The sequence below is a fragment of the Anaerotruncus massiliensis (ex Togo et al. 2026) genome (assembly GCF_900199635.1).
Taxonomy (GTDB): domain Bacteria; phylum Bacillota; class Clostridia; order Oscillospirales; family Ruminococcaceae; genus Anaerotruncus; species Anaerotruncus massiliensis.
Map to the genome: position 1 here is coordinate 510,634 of NZ_LT962687.1, position 17,266 is coordinate 527,899.

General features: G+C 60.5%; 19 protein-coding genes and 1 pseudogene. 15 read left to right on the forward strand and 5 right to left on the reverse strand.

The genetic code is table 11. The features are described from left to right. Window positions 1-14: 14 nt before the first annotated feature. The 4 genes from pknB (at window position 15) to C1A13_RS02985 (ending at window position 4,858) form a co-directional block, all read left to right on the forward strand. The gene (gene pknB / locus C1A13_RS02970) at window positions 15-1,967 is read left to right on the forward strand and encodes a Stk1 family PASTA domain-containing Ser/Thr kinase (RefSeq protein WP_101548942.1); all 1,953 of its coding nucleotides are present in this window, start codon (window positions 15-17) and stop codon (window positions 1,965-1,967) included. A gap of 5 nt (window positions 1,968-1,972) precedes the next feature. Beyond that, window positions 1,973-2,878: a ribosome small subunit-dependent GTPase A gene (rsgA, locus tag C1A13_RS02975; RefSeq protein ID WP_101548944.1), complete on the forward strand. Its 906-nt coding sequence runs from the start codon at window positions 1,973-1,975 to the stop codon at window positions 2,876-2,878. Then, window positions 2,878-3,690: a thiamine diphosphokinase gene (locus C1A13_RS02980; protein WP_172439140.1), complete on the forward strand. Its 813-nt coding sequence runs from the start codon at window positions 2,878-2,880 to the stop codon at window positions 3,688-3,690. The genes rsgA and C1A13_RS02980 overlap by 1 nt, the downstream gene beginning before the upstream one ends. Window positions 3,691-3,796: 106 nt before the next feature. Continuing rightward, entirely contained in the window at window positions 3,797-4,858 is a 1,062-nt protein-coding gene (locus tag C1A13_RS02985) for an aldose epimerase family protein (RefSeq protein ID WP_101548948.1), read from the forward strand. A gap of 58 nt (window positions 4,859-4,916) precedes the next feature. On the opposite strand, the gene C1A13_RS02990 is transcribed toward C1A13_RS02985, so the two are convergent. Continuing rightward, window positions 4,917-6,788 carry a hypothetical protein gene (locus tag C1A13_RS02990; protein ID WP_101548950.1) on the reverse strand — a complete coding sequence of 624 codons (1,872 nt, stop codon included), beginning with the start codon at window positions 6,786-6,788 and terminating at the stop codon, window positions 4,917-4,919. Between the two features lie 253 nt (window positions 6,789-7,041). Here C1A13_RS02990 and C1A13_RS02995 point away from each other — a divergent pair, with 253 nt between their 5' ends. Continuing rightward, entirely contained in the window at window positions 7,042-7,947 is a 906-nt protein-coding gene (locus tag C1A13_RS02995) for a ribonuclease Z (RefSeq protein WP_101548952.1), read from the forward strand. Window positions 7,948-8,545: 598 nt separating this feature from the next. Here C1A13_RS02995 and C1A13_RS15295 read toward each other — a convergent pair. The 4 genes and pseudogenes from C1A13_RS15295 to C1A13_RS03015 form a co-directional block, all read right to left on the reverse strand. After that, window positions 8,546-9,034, reverse strand: a pseudogene (locus C1A13_RS15295) (manganese catalase family protein); the annotation flags it as partial. Continuing rightward, a complete protein-coding gene (locus C1A13_RS03005; protein WP_101548956.1) occupies window positions 8,976-10,538 on the reverse strand; it encodes a recombinase family protein in 1,563 nt (520 codons plus the stop codon). The pseudogene C1A13_RS15295 and the gene C1A13_RS03005, both read right to left, overlap by 59 nt. Before the next feature lie 49 nt (window positions 10,539-10,587). Then, a complete protein-coding gene (locus C1A13_RS03010; RefSeq protein WP_101548958.1) occupies window positions 10,588-11,133 on the reverse strand; it encodes a hypothetical protein in 546 nt (181 codons plus the stop codon). A 106-nt stretch (window positions 11,134-11,239) separates the two neighbouring features. Beyond that, the gene (locus C1A13_RS03015) at window positions 11,240-11,593 is read right to left on the reverse strand and encodes a helix-turn-helix domain-containing protein (RefSeq protein ID WP_242970889.1); all 354 of its coding nucleotides are present in this window, start codon (window positions 11,591-11,593) and stop codon (window positions 11,240-11,242) included. A 346-nt stretch (window positions 11,594-11,939) separates the two neighbouring features. Here C1A13_RS03015 and C1A13_RS03020 point away from each other — a divergent pair, with 346 nt between their 5' ends. From C1A13_RS03020 to C1A13_RS03065, 10 genes are all read left to right on the forward strand, one after another. After that, on the forward strand, window positions 11,940-12,344 hold the full coding sequence (locus C1A13_RS03020) for a hypothetical protein (protein ID WP_101548962.1): 405 nt from the start codon (window positions 11,940-11,942) through the stop codon (window positions 12,342-12,344). Further along, window positions 12,341-12,565, forward strand: a complete 225-nt coding sequence (locus C1A13_RS03025) for a hypothetical protein (RefSeq protein WP_101548964.1) — start codon at window positions 12,341-12,343, stop codon at window positions 12,563-12,565. The genes C1A13_RS03020 and C1A13_RS03025 overlap by 4 nt, the downstream gene beginning before the upstream one ends. Window positions 12,566-12,568: 3 nt before the next feature. Further along, window positions 12,569-13,048, forward strand: coding sequence for a helix-turn-helix domain-containing protein (locus C1A13_RS03030; protein ID WP_101548966.1), 480 nt, complete (start codon window positions 12,569-12,571; stop codon window positions 13,046-13,048). Between the two features lie 36 nt (window positions 13,049-13,084). After that, a complete protein-coding gene (locus C1A13_RS03035; RefSeq protein ID WP_101548968.1) occupies window positions 13,085-13,330 on the forward strand; it encodes a hypothetical protein in 246 nt (81 codons plus the stop codon). Next, entirely contained in the window at window positions 13,296-13,736 is a 441-nt protein-coding gene (locus tag C1A13_RS03040; RefSeq protein WP_101548970.1) for a single-stranded DNA-binding protein, read from the forward strand. The genes C1A13_RS03035 and C1A13_RS03040 overlap by 35 nt, the downstream gene beginning before the upstream one ends. Window positions 13,737-13,771: 35 nt before the next feature. Next, window positions 13,772-14,566, forward strand: a complete 795-nt coding sequence (locus C1A13_RS03045; RefSeq protein ID WP_101548973.1) for a ParA family protein — start codon at window positions 13,772-13,774, stop codon at window positions 14,564-14,566. Then, on the forward strand, window positions 14,539-15,582 hold the full coding sequence (locus tag C1A13_RS03050; protein WP_101548975.1) for a DUF3102 domain-containing protein: 1,044 nt from the start codon (window positions 14,539-14,541) through the stop codon (window positions 15,580-15,582). Before C1A13_RS03045 ends, C1A13_RS03050 begins: the two co-directional genes overlap by 28 nt. Before the next feature lie 91 nt (window positions 15,583-15,673). Continuing rightward, on the forward strand, window positions 15,674-15,847 hold the full coding sequence (locus C1A13_RS14805; RefSeq protein WP_172439142.1) for a hypothetical protein: 174 nt from the start codon (window positions 15,674-15,676) through the stop codon (window positions 15,845-15,847). After that, window positions 15,831-16,892: a hypothetical protein gene (locus C1A13_RS03060; protein WP_101548979.1), complete on the forward strand. Its 1,062-nt coding sequence runs from the start codon at window positions 15,831-15,833 to the stop codon at window positions 16,890-16,892. Before C1A13_RS14805 ends, C1A13_RS03060 begins: the two co-directional genes overlap by 17 nt. After that, window positions 16,893-17,249 carry a hypothetical protein gene (locus tag C1A13_RS03065; protein ID WP_101548981.1) on the forward strand — a complete coding sequence of 119 codons (357 nt, stop codon included), beginning with the start codon at window positions 16,893-16,895 and terminating at the stop codon, window positions 17,247-17,249. Window positions 17,250-17,266 lie beyond the last annotated feature (17 nt).

A 17,266-nucleotide genomic window follows, 5' to 3' on the forward strand; every position in this document is an offset into this window, starting at 1 on the left:
GGAGGACAATTCAGATGGATAAATATCTGGGCAAGAAGCTCGACGGCAGATATGAGATCATGGAGATCATCGGCATCGGCGGGATGGCGAACGTCTACAAGGCGTACGACACCATCGAGGACCGGATCGTGGCCGTCAAGATTCTGCGCGAGGAATATATGGACAACGCCGACATGCGCCGCCGGTTCAAGAACGAATCGAAGGCGATGGCGGTGCTGAACCACCCCAACATCATGCGGGTATACGACGTGAGCTTTTCCGACCGGCTCCAGTCGATCGTGATGGAGTTCATCGACGGCATCACTCTCAAGGAATACATCGAGCAGGAGAAGGTCCTCAAGTGGAAGGAGGCGGTGCATTTCACCGTCCAGATCCTGCGGGCCCTCCAGCACGCGCACGACAAGGGGATCGTCCACCGGGACATCAAGCCGCAGAACATCATGCTCCTCTCGGACGGCACGATCAAGATCACCGACTTCGGCATCGCGCGGTTCGCGCGCAGCGAGACGCGCACCCTCACCGACAAGGCGATCGGTTCGGTGCACTACATCTCCCCCGAGCAGGCGGCGGGCGACACGATCGACGCGCGCACCGACATCTATTCGGTGGGCGTGATGCTCTATGAGATGCTCACCGGCAAGGTGCCCTTCGAGGCGGACACGCCGGTGTCGGTGGCGCTCAAGCAGATCCAGTCCAAGGCGGTGCTCCCCCGCGAAGTGAACCCCTCGATCCCCGAGGGCCTCCAGGAGATCACGATGCACGCGATGGAGAAGGACGCGGGCAAGCGCTACCAGTCGGCGGCGCAGATGCTCCGCGACATCGACGAATTCAAGCGCGACCCCTCCATCTCCTTCGAGTACAAGTACCTCAGCGCGCCCCTCGCGCACGACGACAGCAAATATTCCGACGCCATCCAGAACGCCCGCCGCGGCAAAAAGGAGAAAAAGAAAAAGGACAAGCCCCGCCGCGCCCCGGTCATCCCGGTGCTCGCGGGGGTGACGGCCGCCTTCGTCATCGTGTCGGCCGCCTTCATCGGTTGGATGATCTACCTCAACAACCCCTTCGCGAGCGTCGAGGACAAGAAGGTCCCCAACCTCGTGGGAGAAAAATACGACGTGGTGCGCGTCTCCCCCAAGTACGAGGAGTTCGAGATCGTCCCGGAGGACGACCCGGTCTACAACACCGACTATGACAAGGGCGTCATTTACGAGCAGAGCCCCAAGGAGGGCACGACGGTCAAGGTCGGCTCGGAAATCCGCGTCAAGATCAGCAAGGGCAAGCAGATGGTCACGCTGCCCGACTTTTCGGGCCAGGACTACGAGCAGGTCGTCGCCAAGCTGACCGAGTGGGGGCTGACGGCCGACCCCAAGCAGATGTACAGCGACACCGTCCCGGCGGGCAGCGTCGTGCAGACGATCCCCTCCGAGGGGGACCAGGTGGCGGCGGGCGACATCGTCACCGTCTATAAGAGCATGGGCCGCGAGGAGAAGCTGGTGACGGTGCCCCCGCTCGAGGGGATCAGCCTCGACGACGCCAAGCTTCTGCTCCAGCAGCGCAGCCTGCTGGTGGGCAAGATCACCTACGACGAGGACTACGAGGACGAGGCGATGAACGGCCTCGTCGTCAGCCAGAGCCCGGCGGAGGACTCCCAGGTGTCGCCGCGCACGCCGGTCGACATCACGATCGCGGGCACGGCGGAGTCGAACAAGCGCCTGCGCCTCATCATCCCGCTGCCCGCGGGGGTCGACCGGATGGTCGAGATGACGGCGGCGCAGGACGGCACCGAGGTGCAGAAGGAGACGGTCAACCCGGCTGAGCTGGGCAGGTGGCCCGCCTACTTCACCGGCGAGGGCTACGCGTCGGTCAAGATCTACTTCGACGGCGAGCTCTACCAGGTCTACGACCTCGATTTCGACGAGAACGGCTACTACCTGCTGGACGACTACTCGTCCGACTTCGCGGAGTAACGGCGATGGACAAGCGCACAGGACTGATCGTCAAGGCGACGGGAGGCTTTTATTACGTGCAGGCGGACGGCGCCCTCCATGAGTGCCGCGCGCGCGGCCTCTTCCGCAAGGAGGGGGTGAGCCCGCTGGTCGGGGACCGCGTCGAGCTCGAGCCGACGGGGGAGGCGTCCGGATACGTCACGGCGATCCTGCCCCGCAAAAACGCCCTCGTGCGCCCGCCGCTGGCCAACGTCGACACCTTTGTGATCGTGGCCTCGGTCTCCGACCCCGCGCCCAACGCGCTCGTCATCGATAAATTGATGGCGATCGCCTGCCACAAGGAGATCCGCCCGATGCTCGTCATCACCAAGAGCGACCTCGGCGGACCCGACGCGCTCGAGGAGATCTACCGGACGGTCGGCATCCCGGTGTTCGCCGTCTCCCAGCAGAGCGACGAGGGCCTCGAAGAGATCCGCGCGGCGCTCTCCCACGGGATCAGCGCCTTTTCCGGCAACACGGGCGTGGGCAAATCGAGCTTACTCAACCGCATCGACGGGCGGCTGTCGATCGCGACGGGGGAGACAAGCCGCAAGCTCGGCCGCGGCAGGCACACCACCCGCCACGTCGAGCTCTATCCCATCGGGGAGGACGGCTGGATCGCCGACACGCCGGGCTTTTCGGCGGTCGACCTCGAACGGTACGAGATCATCCGCAAGGAGGAGCTCGCCGGCTGCTTTCCGGAATTCGCTGAATTTTCGGGGAACTGCCGGTTTACCGGCTGCTCCCACACGGTGGAAAAGGGGTGCGCCGTGCTCGAGGCGCTGCGGGAGGGGAAGATCCACCCGTCGCGCCACGCGAGCTACCGCGCGCTCTATGAAGACGCGAAGAAGCTGAAGGAATGGGAACTGAAGGACCCACAGGAGAAAAAATGATGCCGAAGAATCCCGACTGCGCCTGCCCGCGGGACTGCCCCCGCCACGGGGACTGCGAAGCGTGCATCGCCTTCCATAAGACGCGCCCCAACCCGCCCGACTGCATGCGCGTAAAGAGACGGCCCGCCCCCAGGGGGACGGGCCGCTGTCTCCTGGTCGCGGGCGGGCCGTCCGGGGACCGCGCCGGCGTGGAACTGAAAGCCGCGCCGGGCGACCTCGTGATCGCGTGCGACGCGGGCTATCCCGCCGCGCTGCGGCTCGGGCTGAAGCCCGCCCTCGCGGTCGGGGACTTCGACTCCTACGGCGGGGAGATCGCCCCGGACGTCGAAGTGGTGCGCACCCCCGTGCGCAAGGACGACACCGACACGATGACGGGGCTGCGGCTGGGGCTGGGCCGCGGCTGCCGGGAGTTCGTGATCGTCGGCGCGCTGGGCGGCAGGCTCGACCACACGGTCGCCAATTTGCAGGCCCTCTGCTGGCTCTGCACGCAGGGCGCGCGGGGAGTCATCCTTTCGGCGGATAACCGCGCCTGGGCGGTCAGGGACGGCGCGCTCGAGCTGCCCCGCATGGAGGGATGGTATCTGTCGGTCTTCGCCGCCGGGGAATGTGAGGGCGTGACGCTGCGCGGGGTGGAATACCCGCTCACCGGGGCGCGGCTCTCCCCGTCGATGCCGATCGGGGTGAGCAACGAGTTTTCCGCCGATACGGCGCGCATCGAGGTCGCGCGCGGCACCCTGATCGTGATCGCGTCGCGCCGGGAGGCCCGGGACACGGAGAAAAATGAAACCGCCCCCGCCGGGACGGCGGAATAAAAAGCGGCCCGCCGTTTGGCGGGCTGCTTTACTTTCCGGGCAAACGCGCCTATAATAGAAGCATGTTCGCAGTCCATGACAGAGATGAGGAGAAGGAGCGGTAGAGATGACAACGATCACCCAGGCCCCCTATTTGATGACCGACTTGGGACAGTCGACCCTTTATACGATGCGGAACAAAAACGGCATGCAGGTGTCCGCGACCGACTTCGGCGGCCACCTCGTGTCGGTCCTCGCGCCCGACCGTGATGGAAAGCTGGCCGACGTCATTCTCGGCTACGGGGATTACGCGGGCTACAAGGTGAACAAATACTATCTCGGCGCGGCGGTGGGCCGCTGCGCGAACCGCATCGGCAAGGGCCGGTTCACCCTCAACGGGAAGGAGTACCAGCTCGCGCTCAACGACAACGGCGTCAACCACCTGCACGGCGGCACGGTCGGCTTTGACCAGAAGCTGTGGGCCGGTAAGGTGATCTCCTGCGAGGAGGGGCAGGCGCTGCGCCTGCGGCTGGTGAGCCCCGACGGGGAGGAACACTACCCCGGCGCCCTGAGCGTCACGATGACCTATACCCTCACCGACCGGAACGAGCTGGTCCTGCACTACGAGGCGGCGAGCGACGCGGACACCGTCTGCAACCTCACCAACCACGCCTACTTCAACCTCGCGGGCCACAACTCGGGCACGATCCTCGGCCAGCAGCTGAAAATTTACGCCGACCATTTCACCGAGGCGGACGCCGAGAGCATCCCGACCGGCAGGGTCCTGCCGGTGGAGGGCACGCCGATGGACTTCCGCGATTACCACAGGGTCGGGGAGCGGATCGACGCGGATTATCTCCCGCTCAACTACGGCGGCGGCTACGATCACAACTGGGTGCTCAATTCCCCCGCGGGCGAGCTCGGCCCCTGCGCCGAAATGTGGGACGAGGCGAGCGGAAGGCATATGACCTGTCTGACGACCCTGCCGGGCGTGCAGTTCTATTCGGGCAACTTCATCGACGGCACCCAGCTCGGCAAGGAGGGTTGCTACTATGAGAAACGGGGAGGCCTCTGCCTCGAGACGCAGTTCGCGCCTGACTCGGTCAATCACCCCGAGTGGCCGAATCCCGTCCTGCGGGCGGGCGAGCTCTACGACCACACGACCATCTACCGCTTCGACGTAAAATAGTCCCCGGGAATCCAAAAGGCGGCCCGCCGAGCGCGGGCCGCCTTTTTTCGTTCGTTTGTCAGCGGACGTTGATCTTGATCTGTCCTTTGGTCCGGTCGTATTTGCTGCTGTCGGGATAGAAGTAGAAGCTGTAGTAGCCGCTCTTGGTGATCTTGGTGTCCTCGTCGACCCACTCGAAATCGCCGTCCAGCCGGTCGTTGTCCGAATTGTAGGCGTGCACGTTGTCCTCGAGCTCGTCGTCGTACTCGTAGAGCCGGTCGTTCTTGTCCGCGCGGAAGGAGGAGGTGTTGAAGTGGACCGCGCCGCTGCCGCTGCCGCTGACTGTGATCTTAATCTGTCCGCGGGTCTTCTCGTACTTGCTGCTGTCGGGGATGAAGTAGAAGTCGTAGCTGCCCGTCTTGGTGATCCGGGCGCTCTCGTCGACCCACTTGACCTTGCCGCTCACCTTGTCGCCGTCCCTGTTGCGGGCGGTGACGTTGTCCTCGAGTTTGTCCTCGTAGTAGTAGAGGCGGTCGTCCTTGTCGGCCTTGAAGCTGTCGGTTTTGAGGGTCAGCTTCTTGCTGCTCGAACTCGAGCCGCTGCCGTTGACGGTGATCTTGATCTCGTCGCGCACCCGGTCGTATTTGCTGCTGTCGGGGATGAAGTAGAACTCATAGTAGCCCGTCTTGGTCACGCGGGTGGTGTCGGAGACCCATTTGACCTCGCCTCTGATGCGGTCGCCGTCGTCGTCGTAGGCGTCGACCTCGTCCTCAAGCTCGCTCACGAGGCTGCGCAGGCGGGTGGTGGTGTTCTTGACGTTGATCGAGCCGATGCGCAGCTCGACGTCGTCATCGCCGTCATCGTCATCGCCGTCCACGGTGATGCGGATGGTGCCGGTCGTGGTCTTATACCGGCTGCTGTCCGGCTCGAAGACGAATTTGTAGCTGCCGCTCTTCTTGACGACGGTGGAGCGGGAGGAATCCCAGCTCACCTCGCCCGAGATCGTCTTGCCGTCGTAGGTGGCCTTGACGTTGTCCTCGAGGTCGTCCTCCAGGTCGCGCAGACGGTCGCCCGAATCGGCGCGGATCGTCTTGGTGGTCAGCTTGACGCCGGTGCTGCTCGTGCTGCTGTCCTCATCGTCGTCGCCCCCGTCCACGTCGATGTAGATCGAGCCGTAGGTCTTTTTGTAGCTGCTGCTGTCGGGGGTGAAGAGGAAGCGCACGGTGCCGCTGCGGCGGATCGCGGTGCTGCCGGAGGAGACCCAGCTCACCCTGCCCGACACCTTGCGGCCGTTATAGGAGGCGGTGACGTTTTCCTCCAGGTCGTCCTGAAGCGAGCTGAGCCTGTCGCCGTAATCGGCGTCGATCGTCCGGGTGCTCAGCTTGAGGGCGGAGGAACCGCTCGTGCTGTCCGAATCGCTGCCGCTTCCCGTCTTGAGGGAGCCGACGGTGCCCGAGACGGACGATTTGGTCACGGCGGTCACCGATTTGACGCTGGAGCCGCTCGAAGCGGTCAGCTTGGCCTTGCTGCTGGTGAGCTTGGCGGTCGTGACCGTTGCGCCGCGCGAGACGGTGACCTTGTTGGCGCCCGCTACGGTCAGCGTGCCGACCGTGCCGCCGATGGTCACCTGAACGTCGCTGTCAAGCGTCTTGGAGAGGGAAAGCGAGGGAAGCGAGCCGGTGACGCTCAGGTCGGACTGGCTGCCCAGCGTGATCCGGCGGGACTTTCCGGTCGAGTCGGTGAAGCAGACGAGCAGGTCGCCCTTGCTCGAGGTGAGGGACACCGCCCCGTCCTTGGAGAGATAGGACCCGGTGAGGCTTCCTCCCCTGTAAAACTGGACATACTTATTCTGGACCTTAAGGCTGTAGTTTGATGCCGCAGACGCGCCGACTGCCAGGGAGAGCATCATGACGAGCGCCAGGCAGATTGCGGTAATCCGTTTGACAGACATTTTGATCGAAATCCTTTCTTTCTTCATGCTGCGGTGGTGTCGATTCGGGCGGGCGGGAACGCAAAGCCGTCCTCCGCGCCGCTTCTTTCTAATAGGTGTGCGGAAAGGCGCGTTTTGATGCACGATCCTTCCAGACGAGCCACATATTTTAATCACATTCTGCATCATTTTGCCTGAAAAGTCAACCGCGGGAGGAAAGACCGCCCCCCGCCGTGCTATAATAGGAATATCCGCGGAGAAAGGGGGAATTTGGATGCTGTCGGTCTGTCTGCCGGGGACGGGCGGCTTCATGCCGCTGGGGAACCGCTGGCTCACCTGCTGCTGGATGGAATACCAGGGCCGCGCGCTGCTCATTGACTGCGGCGAGGGGACCCAGCTCGCGCTGCGGGCGGCCGGGTGCCGGCTGAGCCGGCTGGACACCCTGCTGATCACCCACTACCACGCCGACCATGTCGCCGGGCTGCCCGGGCTGCTGCTCTCGGCGGGCAACAGCGGCAAGACCACCCCGCTCACGATCGCGGGGCCGCCCGGCCTGCGGTACGTCGTGCCCGCCCTGATGATGATCGCGCCGGTGCCCTACCCGGTCGAGCTCGTCGAGCTGGGCGCCGGGGACGCGCTGGACGGCTGGGACGGCCTGACCGTCTCCAGCCTCCTCCTCAAGCACCGCATCCCCTGCTACGGCTACCGGGTGCGGGTGGCCCGCAAGCCGGTCTTCAACCCGCAAAAGGCCGAGGCGCTCGGAATCCCCAAACCGCTCTACCGCACGCTGCACGCGGGGGAGGCGGTGACGCTGCCGGACGGGCGGCGGATCGAGCCGGAGCAGGTGCTCGACGGCGCGCGCAGGCCGCTTTCCGTCTGCTACTGCACCGACACGCTGCCCATCCCGGCGATCGCTGAATTCGCGCGGGACGCGGACCTGATGATCGCCGAGGGGATGTACGGCGACGACGCGATGGAGGAAAAGCTCCGGGAAAAGATGCACAGCCTCTTTTCCCAGAGCGCGCGCCTGGCCGCGCGGGCGGACGTTCGGCGGCTGTGGCTGACCCACTACAGCCCCGCGCTCGCCGACCCGCAGGAGTGGATCGGCCGCGCGCGGGAGGAATTCCCCGGCGCGGTCGCCGCCCACGACGGCATCCGCATCACGCTGGGCGGCGAATAATCCGGCCGAAAGGGGAGGGGCCCGCCCGGCGGGCCCCTCCCCTTTTGCGCCAAAGCGGGCGCAAAAAGAGGGCCCCCGGTAAACGGGGACCCTCGGGGATATCGTAATTTGCCAAAGCAAAGAGCAGGCGCGCGGGGAAAGCGGGTCAGCCGCAGCCGCAGCCGCCGCGCTTATTGCGCTTGGCGTAGGGGGCGGGCTGGGGCGCGCAGCAGCAGTTGTTCATGCCGATCGGATTGGGCACAAAGGAGCTGTAGACCGGCGGGGTCTCCACACAGCCGCAGGCCGGCTTCTCGGGCATCGCGGCGGCGCATCCGCAGGCGGGGTCCGCAGCGGCGGCACAGCCGCAGGTCGTTTCCGTCACGACGGCCGCGCATCCGCAGACGGTGTCCGGGATCGCGTTCGCGCATCCGCAGGCAGGCTCCGCGGCGGGAACCGCACATCCGCACCCGCAGGCGTTGTTGACCGGCGCGCAGGAGCGGGGCTGGGCGCAGGGCTGGCAGGGCTGGCAGGGTTGCGCCTGCTGGGCGCAGCCACAGGCGGGAGCAGCCACGGCGTCGGGCGTGCAGGGAGGCGAAAAGAGCTTCTGGGGCGGGTTGCATTTTTTATCGAAGCTCGGGTTGAACGCGTAGAAGTTCTTCGCGTCGAGGTTCTCCTGGGTAATGCGCAGCGCGTCGCCGAACCGCTGGAAATGCACGACTTCGCGTTCCCGCAGGAACTTGATCGGGTCGCGCACGTCGGGATCGTCGGCGAGGCGCAGGATGTTGTCGTAGGTCTTGCGGGCCTTCTGCTCGGCCGCGAGGTCCTCGTAAAGGTCGGCAAGGGTGTCGCCGGAGACCTGGAGCTCGGAGGTCGAGAAGGGGTAGCCCGAGGCGGCCTGCGGGTAGACGCCCGCGGTGTGGTCGACAAAGTAGGTGTCGAAGCCGCTGCGCTTGATCTCTTCGGGCGTCATGCAGCGGGTGAGCTGGTAGATGATCGCGGAAACCATCTCGATGTGGGCGAGCTCTTTGGCGCAAGGATTATATATATGACTATGGAAGACGCATGAATAGGTCGACCTTGAAGTCGCTGGGATCACCGTGCCGCCCACCCCGCGCCTTGGTGTATACGATCTTGTCGATGACCTCTTTCAACAGCTGGTTCAGCTGCGCCGGATCCATGGTTGAATCAAATACATTTAGTAGATTCTCTACTTTTGGTATAATCTTTTTACGTCCGGCCTCGGCTTGCCGATACGTATCGGCTTCATGCTGCAGCTCGTCGAGCTGGTTCTGTAATTCCTGCCTGCGGCTGGAGATGCTTTGGGTTCGAGACAGGAAGATCTCAACGCTGTATATTTCCTGCTCAAGCAGGTCGTGCGCCTTGCTCAGCTGGTGATCCAGCGTCGCCAGCTCCTTTTCAAGGCGGCGGACGCTCTTCTCTGCGGCCTCGATACCCGCGGGCTTTTTGTCATGGACTCCTTCGATCGACAAACGATATTCCTCCAACCATTCTTGGAGCGACGTCCGGACCTTCGCGAGGATAAGCGGCAAATCGGCGCTGACGTTCGGGCAACCGGGGTATTGGCAGATCATAGATGCTTGGCGATTTGCATATGGCCTCCGTACCATCATGTGGCCGCAAACACCGCAGACGAGGAGTCCCGCGAGGGGATTTCGCATTTGCTTATGCGCGTCAAACCGGATAGGCGGGTTGTGTGCAATGTTCTCCTGGGCCGCATCCCATGTCTCCCGTGAGATGATCGGCTCGTGGCGGCCTTGCGTGACGATATAGTCGCGTTTTTTAGGACGCGAAATTTTCACATCGCCGCCCGAGATCGACTTGACGCCCGGCCGGCGGTTCCACCGGAGCTGCCCGCAGTAAACGGGGTTTTCCAGAATTGCCACAACAGAGTTGTAGGTCCACAAACCGCCCTTCCGGGTCGGTATGTGCAGGTCGTTGAGCCGGTTTGCGATTTTCTTGGAGCCCAGCCTTGTGGTTGTTCCGTCAGAATCAGTGGCCCCGAGCGTGTAAAGCTCAAAAATGAGGCGAACGGTTTCAGCCTCGTCGGGATCGGGCTCGAGCGTCCATCCCTTTTCATTTTGCAGCTTTACGCGCGTATATCCATAGGGCGGTATGTTGCCGGTGTACTTCCCCTCCATGACGGAGGCAACCCGCCCGCGCTGCAGGCGACGGTTGATCGTTTTATACTCACGGCGGCTCATGAAAAGGCCGAACTCGAAATACTCTTCGTCGAACTCGTTGTTGGGGTCGTAGATCTTCGCTGGTGTGACGATCTTGGTGTGGCTCAGCTTGAATGCCTGCGCCACGATGCCCTGATCGATCGTATCCCCGCGCGCCAGACGTTCCACCTCAACGACCAGGACGCCCTCCCACATGCCGCGCTCGACCTCGTCGAGCAGCTGTTGCATGACGGGACGGGCGGCAATACTATCCCCGGAGACGATCTCTCGGTATATTTTCGAGACGGGCAGATTCAGGCGCTTTGCCGCTCGCAAAAGCTCATCCTGGTGGCGGGCGAGGGTATCCCCCGCTCCATGGGCCTCGGCCTCGACGTCTGCACGGGATTTTCTCAGGTACATCAGATAGGGCATAACCGACTCCTTAAAAGTGATGCCGCCCCAATCGAGGGCGGCATAATCATTATCTTGCTATTTCATACGTTAGTGTTGTCTTCCCGTCATTCTTCTCAGAATCAAACTGCCCAATTACTATGTAAGAGTAGTTCGAAATATCCTCGTCAGTATAGTACAGCATATAAAGGCGATCATTTTCGGCATCACGCCATGCCCCAGAACTTAAATTATAATACTCATTCCCACTTTTATCGAACAGCTGGACAGTTCCCCGTTCTGACATGAATGCCTTTAAAGCATCAAAATCACTAACGACTTCGACGGCAATGACATTTTTCAGGACTTTTTCCGTGACATCAAACTCGGGATGATACGCCACGCTTTCAATGCTTAATCCGCCTGATGGAGGGAGGAAGTAGGAATGCTGGAATTCGCCGATTCGAGAATTCTCACTGTCCGCAATGTCCTCGATTGTTTTTTCGGGATCGGCGGCAGGTACCGGCTCTGATGCGGGTGAAGTCTGCTGGGGGGCGGCCTCCGCAGCCTCGCCGCAAGCAATAAGAGGGAAGGCTAAGCACAATGACAGAAGCAAAGCTGTAACAATTCTTCTCATAAAATTCCCTCCTGATTTTATTGACTATCCTACGTTGTCCTTTGACGAATAAAGCAGCGCCTCCGGTGTCAGTCAAAGACCACAAAGATGATGTTTCCTTGCCGCCTTATCCGACACGCCCCGGCAAGACATCAGCCTCCTTAGCTTTGTCCTCCAGTCTTGCGAGGATCTTCCCACGCTCAAGTTCTGGCAGGGCATTGTAGTACTTGAGCAGTTCGCGCTCGTCATCCCGGATGGGTGGTGAGCTTTTTTCTTTTCCGGTAATAAGATACTCCAGAGAGACGCCCAAAAATTCCGATATAAGAGCAAGCCTGTCAGATGATGGGTTGGTACCTTTTCTCTTCCAGTCACTGATGTTTCCGGTACTGATGTTGGCATATTTGCCTAGTGCGGCTGCAGTCAGGTGTTTCTCTTTCAGAATCTCATGGACGCGGTACCCTATATCAGCAATAAATTTCACCCCCAACAAAACACTCTTTAATCAGAATAAAAGTATTGACAAAACTCTGATATAAGAATATAATGCAATTGCACAGTAAAATATGCGACGAAAAAACAACCTGACCAGCGCCCTGCCAAAAGCTGCGGTCAAATTGTCCTCGTTGCGCGACCTGACGGGCCATTCCACACATCCGATTCGCCAGAAACAGCACCCCAAATACGTACTTCCCATACGTTGTAACGCCATGTTCTGTCAAACGCGGTCCGTCAGGTCTATTTTACTTTTTTTTGCCGAAAAAGTCAACAATTGTTACCTTTTATCGGCTTGGCGCATTGGCCAAAATCACGAAAGGAAGCGACAGCATATGAGAGTGGCCCTAGACATGGAGAAGCTCCAGATGATCATCTATTACACCAACAGCATCCGGATGTCCGCCGCGCGCCGTGAAGAGCTGCATCAGGTTGTCCTGCAGGGGATTCTGGTGGGGGAGGTCGATCTTGACTTGCTTTTCAGTGACGCGCCTCAGCTGACTGCCACGAATATTCGGACGTTTTTGCGGTCCTACGTTGAGGCCGGAGGCAACGAAGGAGAGGTTCGCGCACAGGAGTTGTACGACGCTTACGTCGAGTGGTGCGGCGATATGGCGGAACCTTCGGAGACCGTCTCGACGTTCGGCAGGTATTTGCGTGAAATCGGCATCCGGAAGATCAAGCGGGCGGATGCGAACTACTACCGTCTGCCTGCCGGCATGGAGGAGGATGACGGATGATCTCGTCTCCAGAGCTGCGCGGGGAGATCCGGAAGCAGATGGATATCCGCCGCTGGGACTCCGAAGATCTGGGGAGAGCGACCGGATATGCCGGCAGCACCGTGCGCAAATACATGTGCGACACGACCAAGGCCGCTTCGGACGCATTTGAGCGAGCCGTCTGCAGGGCACTCCAGATCGATCCCCTCATGTACATATTATCGCACAAGGAGGCGGTTTAGGCCATGAGCGACTGCTGCAAGAATTATTACAAGATGTGCAGGGAAAACGCCTCCCTGACGCAGGAGTATGCGGCCGGCGCGCTGGGGGTATCGGTCCGGCAGCTTAGCGATTACGAAAACGACAAGGCCCCGGTGCCGGACGACGTGGTGGACCGGATGTGCACGGCGTACGACACGAAATACCTTGCCTTGTGGCATCTCAAAAACAAGACCCGCCTCGGCCAGTATCTTCCGGATTTTTTCGAGCCAGAGTCGGTGGGAGACATGATGTTTTCCCTTGCGCTCGCAGAGGACGGCGTTTCGGGGGCCTACGCGGCAATCAAAGAGATCTACCGTGACCGCCAGTTGAATCCGGAGGAACTGCCCGCCATGCGCAAAGCGGTGAGCGAGGCGCAGGAGGCTCTGAACAACCTGACATCCATTGTACTGTATGCGCAGCAGAGAATTGACGAGGTCGAAAAACAGCGGGACAGGCAAGATTGAGGAAGTCCACGTCATAACATAAAGCGAGGTGATGGCATGGAAAAGCGGCCGCGCTCTGGACCGGAGCTGCTGGAGTATCTCTACTCGGGGAAAGTGGTCAAGGAAATGGCCGTGGGGTCGACGCAGGTGCGCTTTTTTGACACATGCTATCGAGACGCCTCGCCCGAAGAGCTTGAAAAGCGCAGGGCGCGGATCAACGCGGCTGCACTGAATTGCATCATGAGCTGGGGAAAGGATGAAAAAAAGGATGAACAAAGCAGTCATGACCGGGCGGCTGGTTGAGACTCCGGAGCTGAGGCATACGCCCAACGGCATCTCGGTGTGCCGCTTCCGCCTGGCAGTGGACAGGCCCTACCTTGTGGATGGGAAACGCACAGCGGATTTCTTCGACGTGATCGCCTGGCGGCAGTCGGCGGAATTCGTCTGTAAGTACTTCACAAAAGGCAAATTCATCATCGTCGAAGGTCGCTTTGAAACCCGCAGCTACGACGACCGCAACGGAGCCCGCCGCCGTGCGGTCGAGCTGATCGTCGATCACGTCGAATTTGGCGGCGACAGCAAGAGGGCGGACGACGGAAGGGGCTTGCCGGATCCGCCGCCTGAAACCAACGGACAAGCTACGCCGCCTGCCCCCGTGAGCGGTGATTTTTCAGAGATGTCCGCCCCCGCGGACGATCTACCATTTTAAATGCGGCGGCAACGCCGTATCCGGGAGGAGACAACATGAGAGTCATCAGCATCATCAACCTCAAGGGCGGAGTGGGAAAGACGGTCAGCGCGATCAACATTGCCCATATTCTGGCCGCGAACTACAAAGCCCGCGTCCTGCTGATCGACAACGACAAGCAGGGGAATGCCTCGAAGTTTTTTGAGCTGCACAGCTACGACCTGCCAAGCGTGGCCGACGTTCTCACCGGCCGCGCGATGCCGATTGCCGAGGTGGTGCGCCATTCCCAATACGACCGGCTCGATTTGGTGCCTGCAAACATGGGTCTGCTTACCGCCAACAGTTCGCTGCTGGTGGATACGAGCCGCACAAGGGATTATCGGATGCGCAGCTCCCTCGAGGCCGTCGCCGATCATTACGACTGGTGCGTCATCGACAACGCGCCCGATATCAATATCAGCGTGATCAACGCGCTCATGGCCAGCGATGACGTCCTGATCCCGGTCAAGATCGATCGGTTTGCATTCGACGGCCTGCAGGAGCTCGTCGAGCAGATCGACGACATACGCACCAGCAACGACCGTCTGCGGCTGGCGGGCTGCTTTTTCACCATGTACCAGCGTAATCGCGTCAGCCGGGAGGGGGACGACTGGATGCGGCAGGAACAGCCCTATCCCGTCTTTGAGACGCAGATCCGCAATACCGTCAAGGTGACTGAAACCACCTATGCAGGGCGGCCGCTGCTGGATTACTCCCCCAATTGCACGGCTTCAAAGGACTACCTTCGATTGGTGGCCGAATATCTCGAGGGGAGGGACTGCGCATGGCAAAATTCAGTGTTCGGGACATGATGGCGGCACCGGCCGATCCCCCTGCTCCTGTGGATGTTGGACAGCCCGCGCTGCGCACGATCGATACGATCACGGCTGAGATCAATTACTATAAGCAGCAGACCGCGCAGAATATCATCGAGATCGGCCGCCGCCTCATCGAGGCGAAGCAAAAACTGCCACATGGACAATGGACCAACTGGCTGAGGGATACCGTGGAGTTCAGCCAGCAGACGGCTACGAACTTTATGAACATCGCCATGCAGTATTCAAATTCCCAACCGGTTGGGAATTTGAGCTATACCAAGCTGGTGGCCCTTCTGCAGGTTCCCGACGCCGAGCGCGAAGATTTTCTTGCCAAGAAGCATGTTGTAAATGGCGAGGAAAAGACCGTCGACGAGATGAGCAAGCGGGAGTTTGAGGCAGTGGTGAAGGAGCGCAACAAAGCCGTCAAGCAGCTCGCCGACGAGAAACTTCGGGCCAGTCAGGCAGAGGAAAGTCTAAGGGCCTCGAGAACATTGGCGGGGGACCGAGCACGTCGGATTTTTGATTTGGAAAAACAGATAGAGGAGCTCAAAAATGCGCCTATCGAGGTCGCGGTCGCCGAGATTAGTGCCGAGGAACACGAGAATATCCGGCAGGAGGCGTTCGAGGCTGCACGGCATGAGATGAAGGAGGAGTACGACCGAATCGACCAAGAGCTGACGGACAAGCTCAAGAGAGTTTTTGAACTGCGACGGGAAAATATGTCCTTGCGTAATCAACTCGAGGACGCGGAAAAAAACAGTGTCGAGGCTCTGCCGGAGGAAGTAACCCGGGATGCGACTGCGGACTTCTTGGACGCGGTGGGATCCGCCTATCGAATCTATAAGTCGATCATCGAGCTCTCTGCCCCGGATTGCGCGGCCACGGGAATTAAGGCCTGCAGGAGGCGGCTGGACGAGCTGCAGGCGGAGCTGAGCCAGCTGGAAGCCCGTGCCGCCAATCTGGCAATCGCCGGCGACGACGAACTGCCAGGGGAGGAAGACGATGATTAGCTGCAGCACGATTCATACGCTTCCGCCAGAAAGGAAGGCGGGCCCTGCCGGCCACAAACCACAGAAGCGCGTCAAAAGGAGTGACAAATTTATGAACTTCATGGTGTACTATTTCCTCGTGGGTATTTCTCTTTCATGTGGGATAGCGATTGTGCTTGCGGCAACTCACCTGGTGGCGGGATTGCTCCATCGGGAGAAGCCGCGATATAAGATCAAACTGATGCGCAGTTTGGGAGATGAGGTCAGAAATGAGCGCGGAGCGTAAGGGTTGGGATCCGGACGAGGTCGTCAAACTGCGGCAGATGGTCGCCTTACATAAATCGGCGTCGGAGATCGCAGCCGACCTCGGTAGATCAGAGATATCGATCCGCTCGAAAGCGCAGGCTCTGGGGCTCGGTTTCCGCGCGAAAATTGAGCCGGAGCCTCACGGATGGGGAGGGAAGCACATGATTTCATCGAAGGAAAGTACCGATATAAAGCCCTATAAAAAATCAGATAAAAATTTGAGAAGAAAAAAGGTGACGACCGGATGTGATACTGTGTATGATAGAGTCCCAGAGGACTTGCGAAGCCTGCGCCAGTGGGTCTGCCACAGATTCCCAGACAAGGCCCCGCTCTGCCCCTTCCCGGACGAGCGCGGCGATTTGACGTTTGCCTCCTGCAACAAGCCGGAGACATGGGGGAGTTTCGAGGCCGCGGTCAAGGCCGTTTCCCTCGGCTGGGCCAAAGGCATCGGGATCGAGTTTGCCAACGGCATCGCGGGGATCGACATCGATCACTGCGTCGACGGCGGGGAGCTATCTGAGCTGGCCAGGGAGATCGTCGAGACGTTTCGGAGTTATACGGAGATATCCCCTTCTGGTACCGGTGTGCATATCCTCTTTCGCGGCAAGCTGCCCGGGACCGGCTGCAAGCTGCCGATGCTCGGCCTCGAGGTCTACGACAGCGGCCGGTATTTTACCGTTACGGGCAACGCCTACCTTGATCCGGATGGCGACGCATATCCTCTGCGTGACTGCACCGAGGAGCTCGGCGCATTTTATAAGCGGTACTTCGATAATACTCTGTCCGAGGAGACGAAGTTGCAAGTAAAGTCCACTGCATCTCCTGCGGATGCTCAAAAGAGGGCGGCGTCAACTCAGCGGCACTTGAAGCTCTTGAGTGCCATACAGGAGACATTGGGCAAGGCGGGAACGATGATGGCGGAAAACGCCGGCGCGCCCGAAGCATGGAGGCTATTTGGGCAGGTTCAGGCGGGGCTTGGATATCTTATGGATATGATACAGCAGGACGCATCGGAGGTGAGATAAGTGCTGCAGGACGGCAATCAGCTCGCTATCGTCACTGCCGCAAAATGTGAGGCCGGCCGCGGAAAAGCGGACGGTCTTACTGTATGCGAGCTGACTTGGATGATCATCGCGGGGGACCAGTCTGGTCAGAGCCTTGCAACGCGGTATTTCTACGAAGACCAGCTGCCACGCAGGCTGATGGACGACTTTCTGCGGCTTGGCCTTCGGGTGAGAGGCCCGGAGGAGGTCGACAAGGTGCGTGACCAGCTGGTTGGGCGTATCGCGCGCCTGACCCTCAAAACCGACGAGGGAAAACAGCGGGTCTTTGTCGGTAATTACGTGGGGTGCGGAGACCCCGCCCAATATCATCCCGCATGACGATAGACGATCGGATG

Coding starts and splice junctions, on each gene's coding strand:
- C1A13_RS02985 (WP_101548948.1), top strand. CDS start 3,797: ATGACAACGATCACCCAGGCCCCCTATTTGATGACCGACTTGGGACAG.
- C1A13_RS03030 (WP_101548966.1), top strand. CDS start 12,569: ATGAGCGACTGCTGCAAGAATTATTACAAGATGTGCAGGGAAAACGCC.
- C1A13_RS03035 (WP_101548968.1), top strand. CDS start 13,085: ATGGAAAAGCGGCCGCGCTCTGGACCGGAGCTGCTGGAGTATCTCTAC.
- C1A13_RS03060 (WP_101548979.1), top strand. CDS start 15,831: ATGAGCGCGGAGCGTAAGGGTTGGGATCCGGACGAGGTCGTCAAACTG.
- C1A13_RS02990 (WP_101548950.1), bottom strand. CDS start 6,788: ATGTCTGTCAAACGGATTACCGCAATCTGCCTGGCGCTCGTCATGATG.
- C1A13_RS02995 (WP_101548952.1), top strand. CDS start 7,042: ATGCTGTCGGTCTGTCTGCCGGGGACGGGCGGCTTCATGCCGCTGGGG.
- C1A13_RS03025 (WP_101548964.1), top strand. CDS start 12,341: ATGATCTCGTCTCCAGAGCTGCGCGGGGAGATCCGGAAGCAGATGGAT.
- C1A13_RS03010 (WP_101548958.1), bottom strand. CDS start 11,133: ATGAGAAGAATTGTTACAGCTTTGCTTCTGTCATTGTGCTTAGCCTTC.
- C1A13_RS02980 (WP_172439140.1), top strand. CDS start 2,878: ATGCCGAAGAATCCCGACTGCGCCTGCCCGCGGGACTGCCCCCGCCAC.
- C1A13_RS03040 (WP_101548970.1), top strand. CDS start 13,296: ATGAACAAAGCAGTCATGACCGGGCGGCTGGTTGAGACTCCGGAGCTG.
- C1A13_RS03005 (WP_101548956.1), bottom strand. CDS start 10,538: ATGCCCTATCTGATGTACCTGAGAAAATCCCGTGCAGACGTCGAGGCC.
- pknB (WP_101548942.1), top strand. CDS start 15: ATGGATAAATATCTGGGCAAGAAGCTCGACGGCAGATATGAGATCATG.
- rsgA (WP_101548944.1), top strand. CDS start 1,973: ATGGACAAGCGCACAGGACTGATCGTCAAGGCGACGGGAGGCTTTTAT.
- C1A13_RS03045 (WP_101548973.1), top strand. CDS start 13,772: ATGAGAGTCATCAGCATCATCAACCTCAAGGGCGGAGTGGGAAAGACG.
- C1A13_RS03020 (WP_101548962.1), top strand. CDS start 11,940: ATGAGAGTGGCCCTAGACATGGAGAAGCTCCAGATGATCATCTATTAC.
- C1A13_RS03050 (WP_101548975.1), top strand. CDS start 14,539: ATGGCAAAATTCAGTGTTCGGGACATGATGGCGGCACCGGCCGATCCC.
- C1A13_RS14805 (WP_172439142.1), top strand. CDS start 15,674: ATGAACTTCATGGTGTACTATTTCCTCGTGGGTATTTCTCTTTCATGT.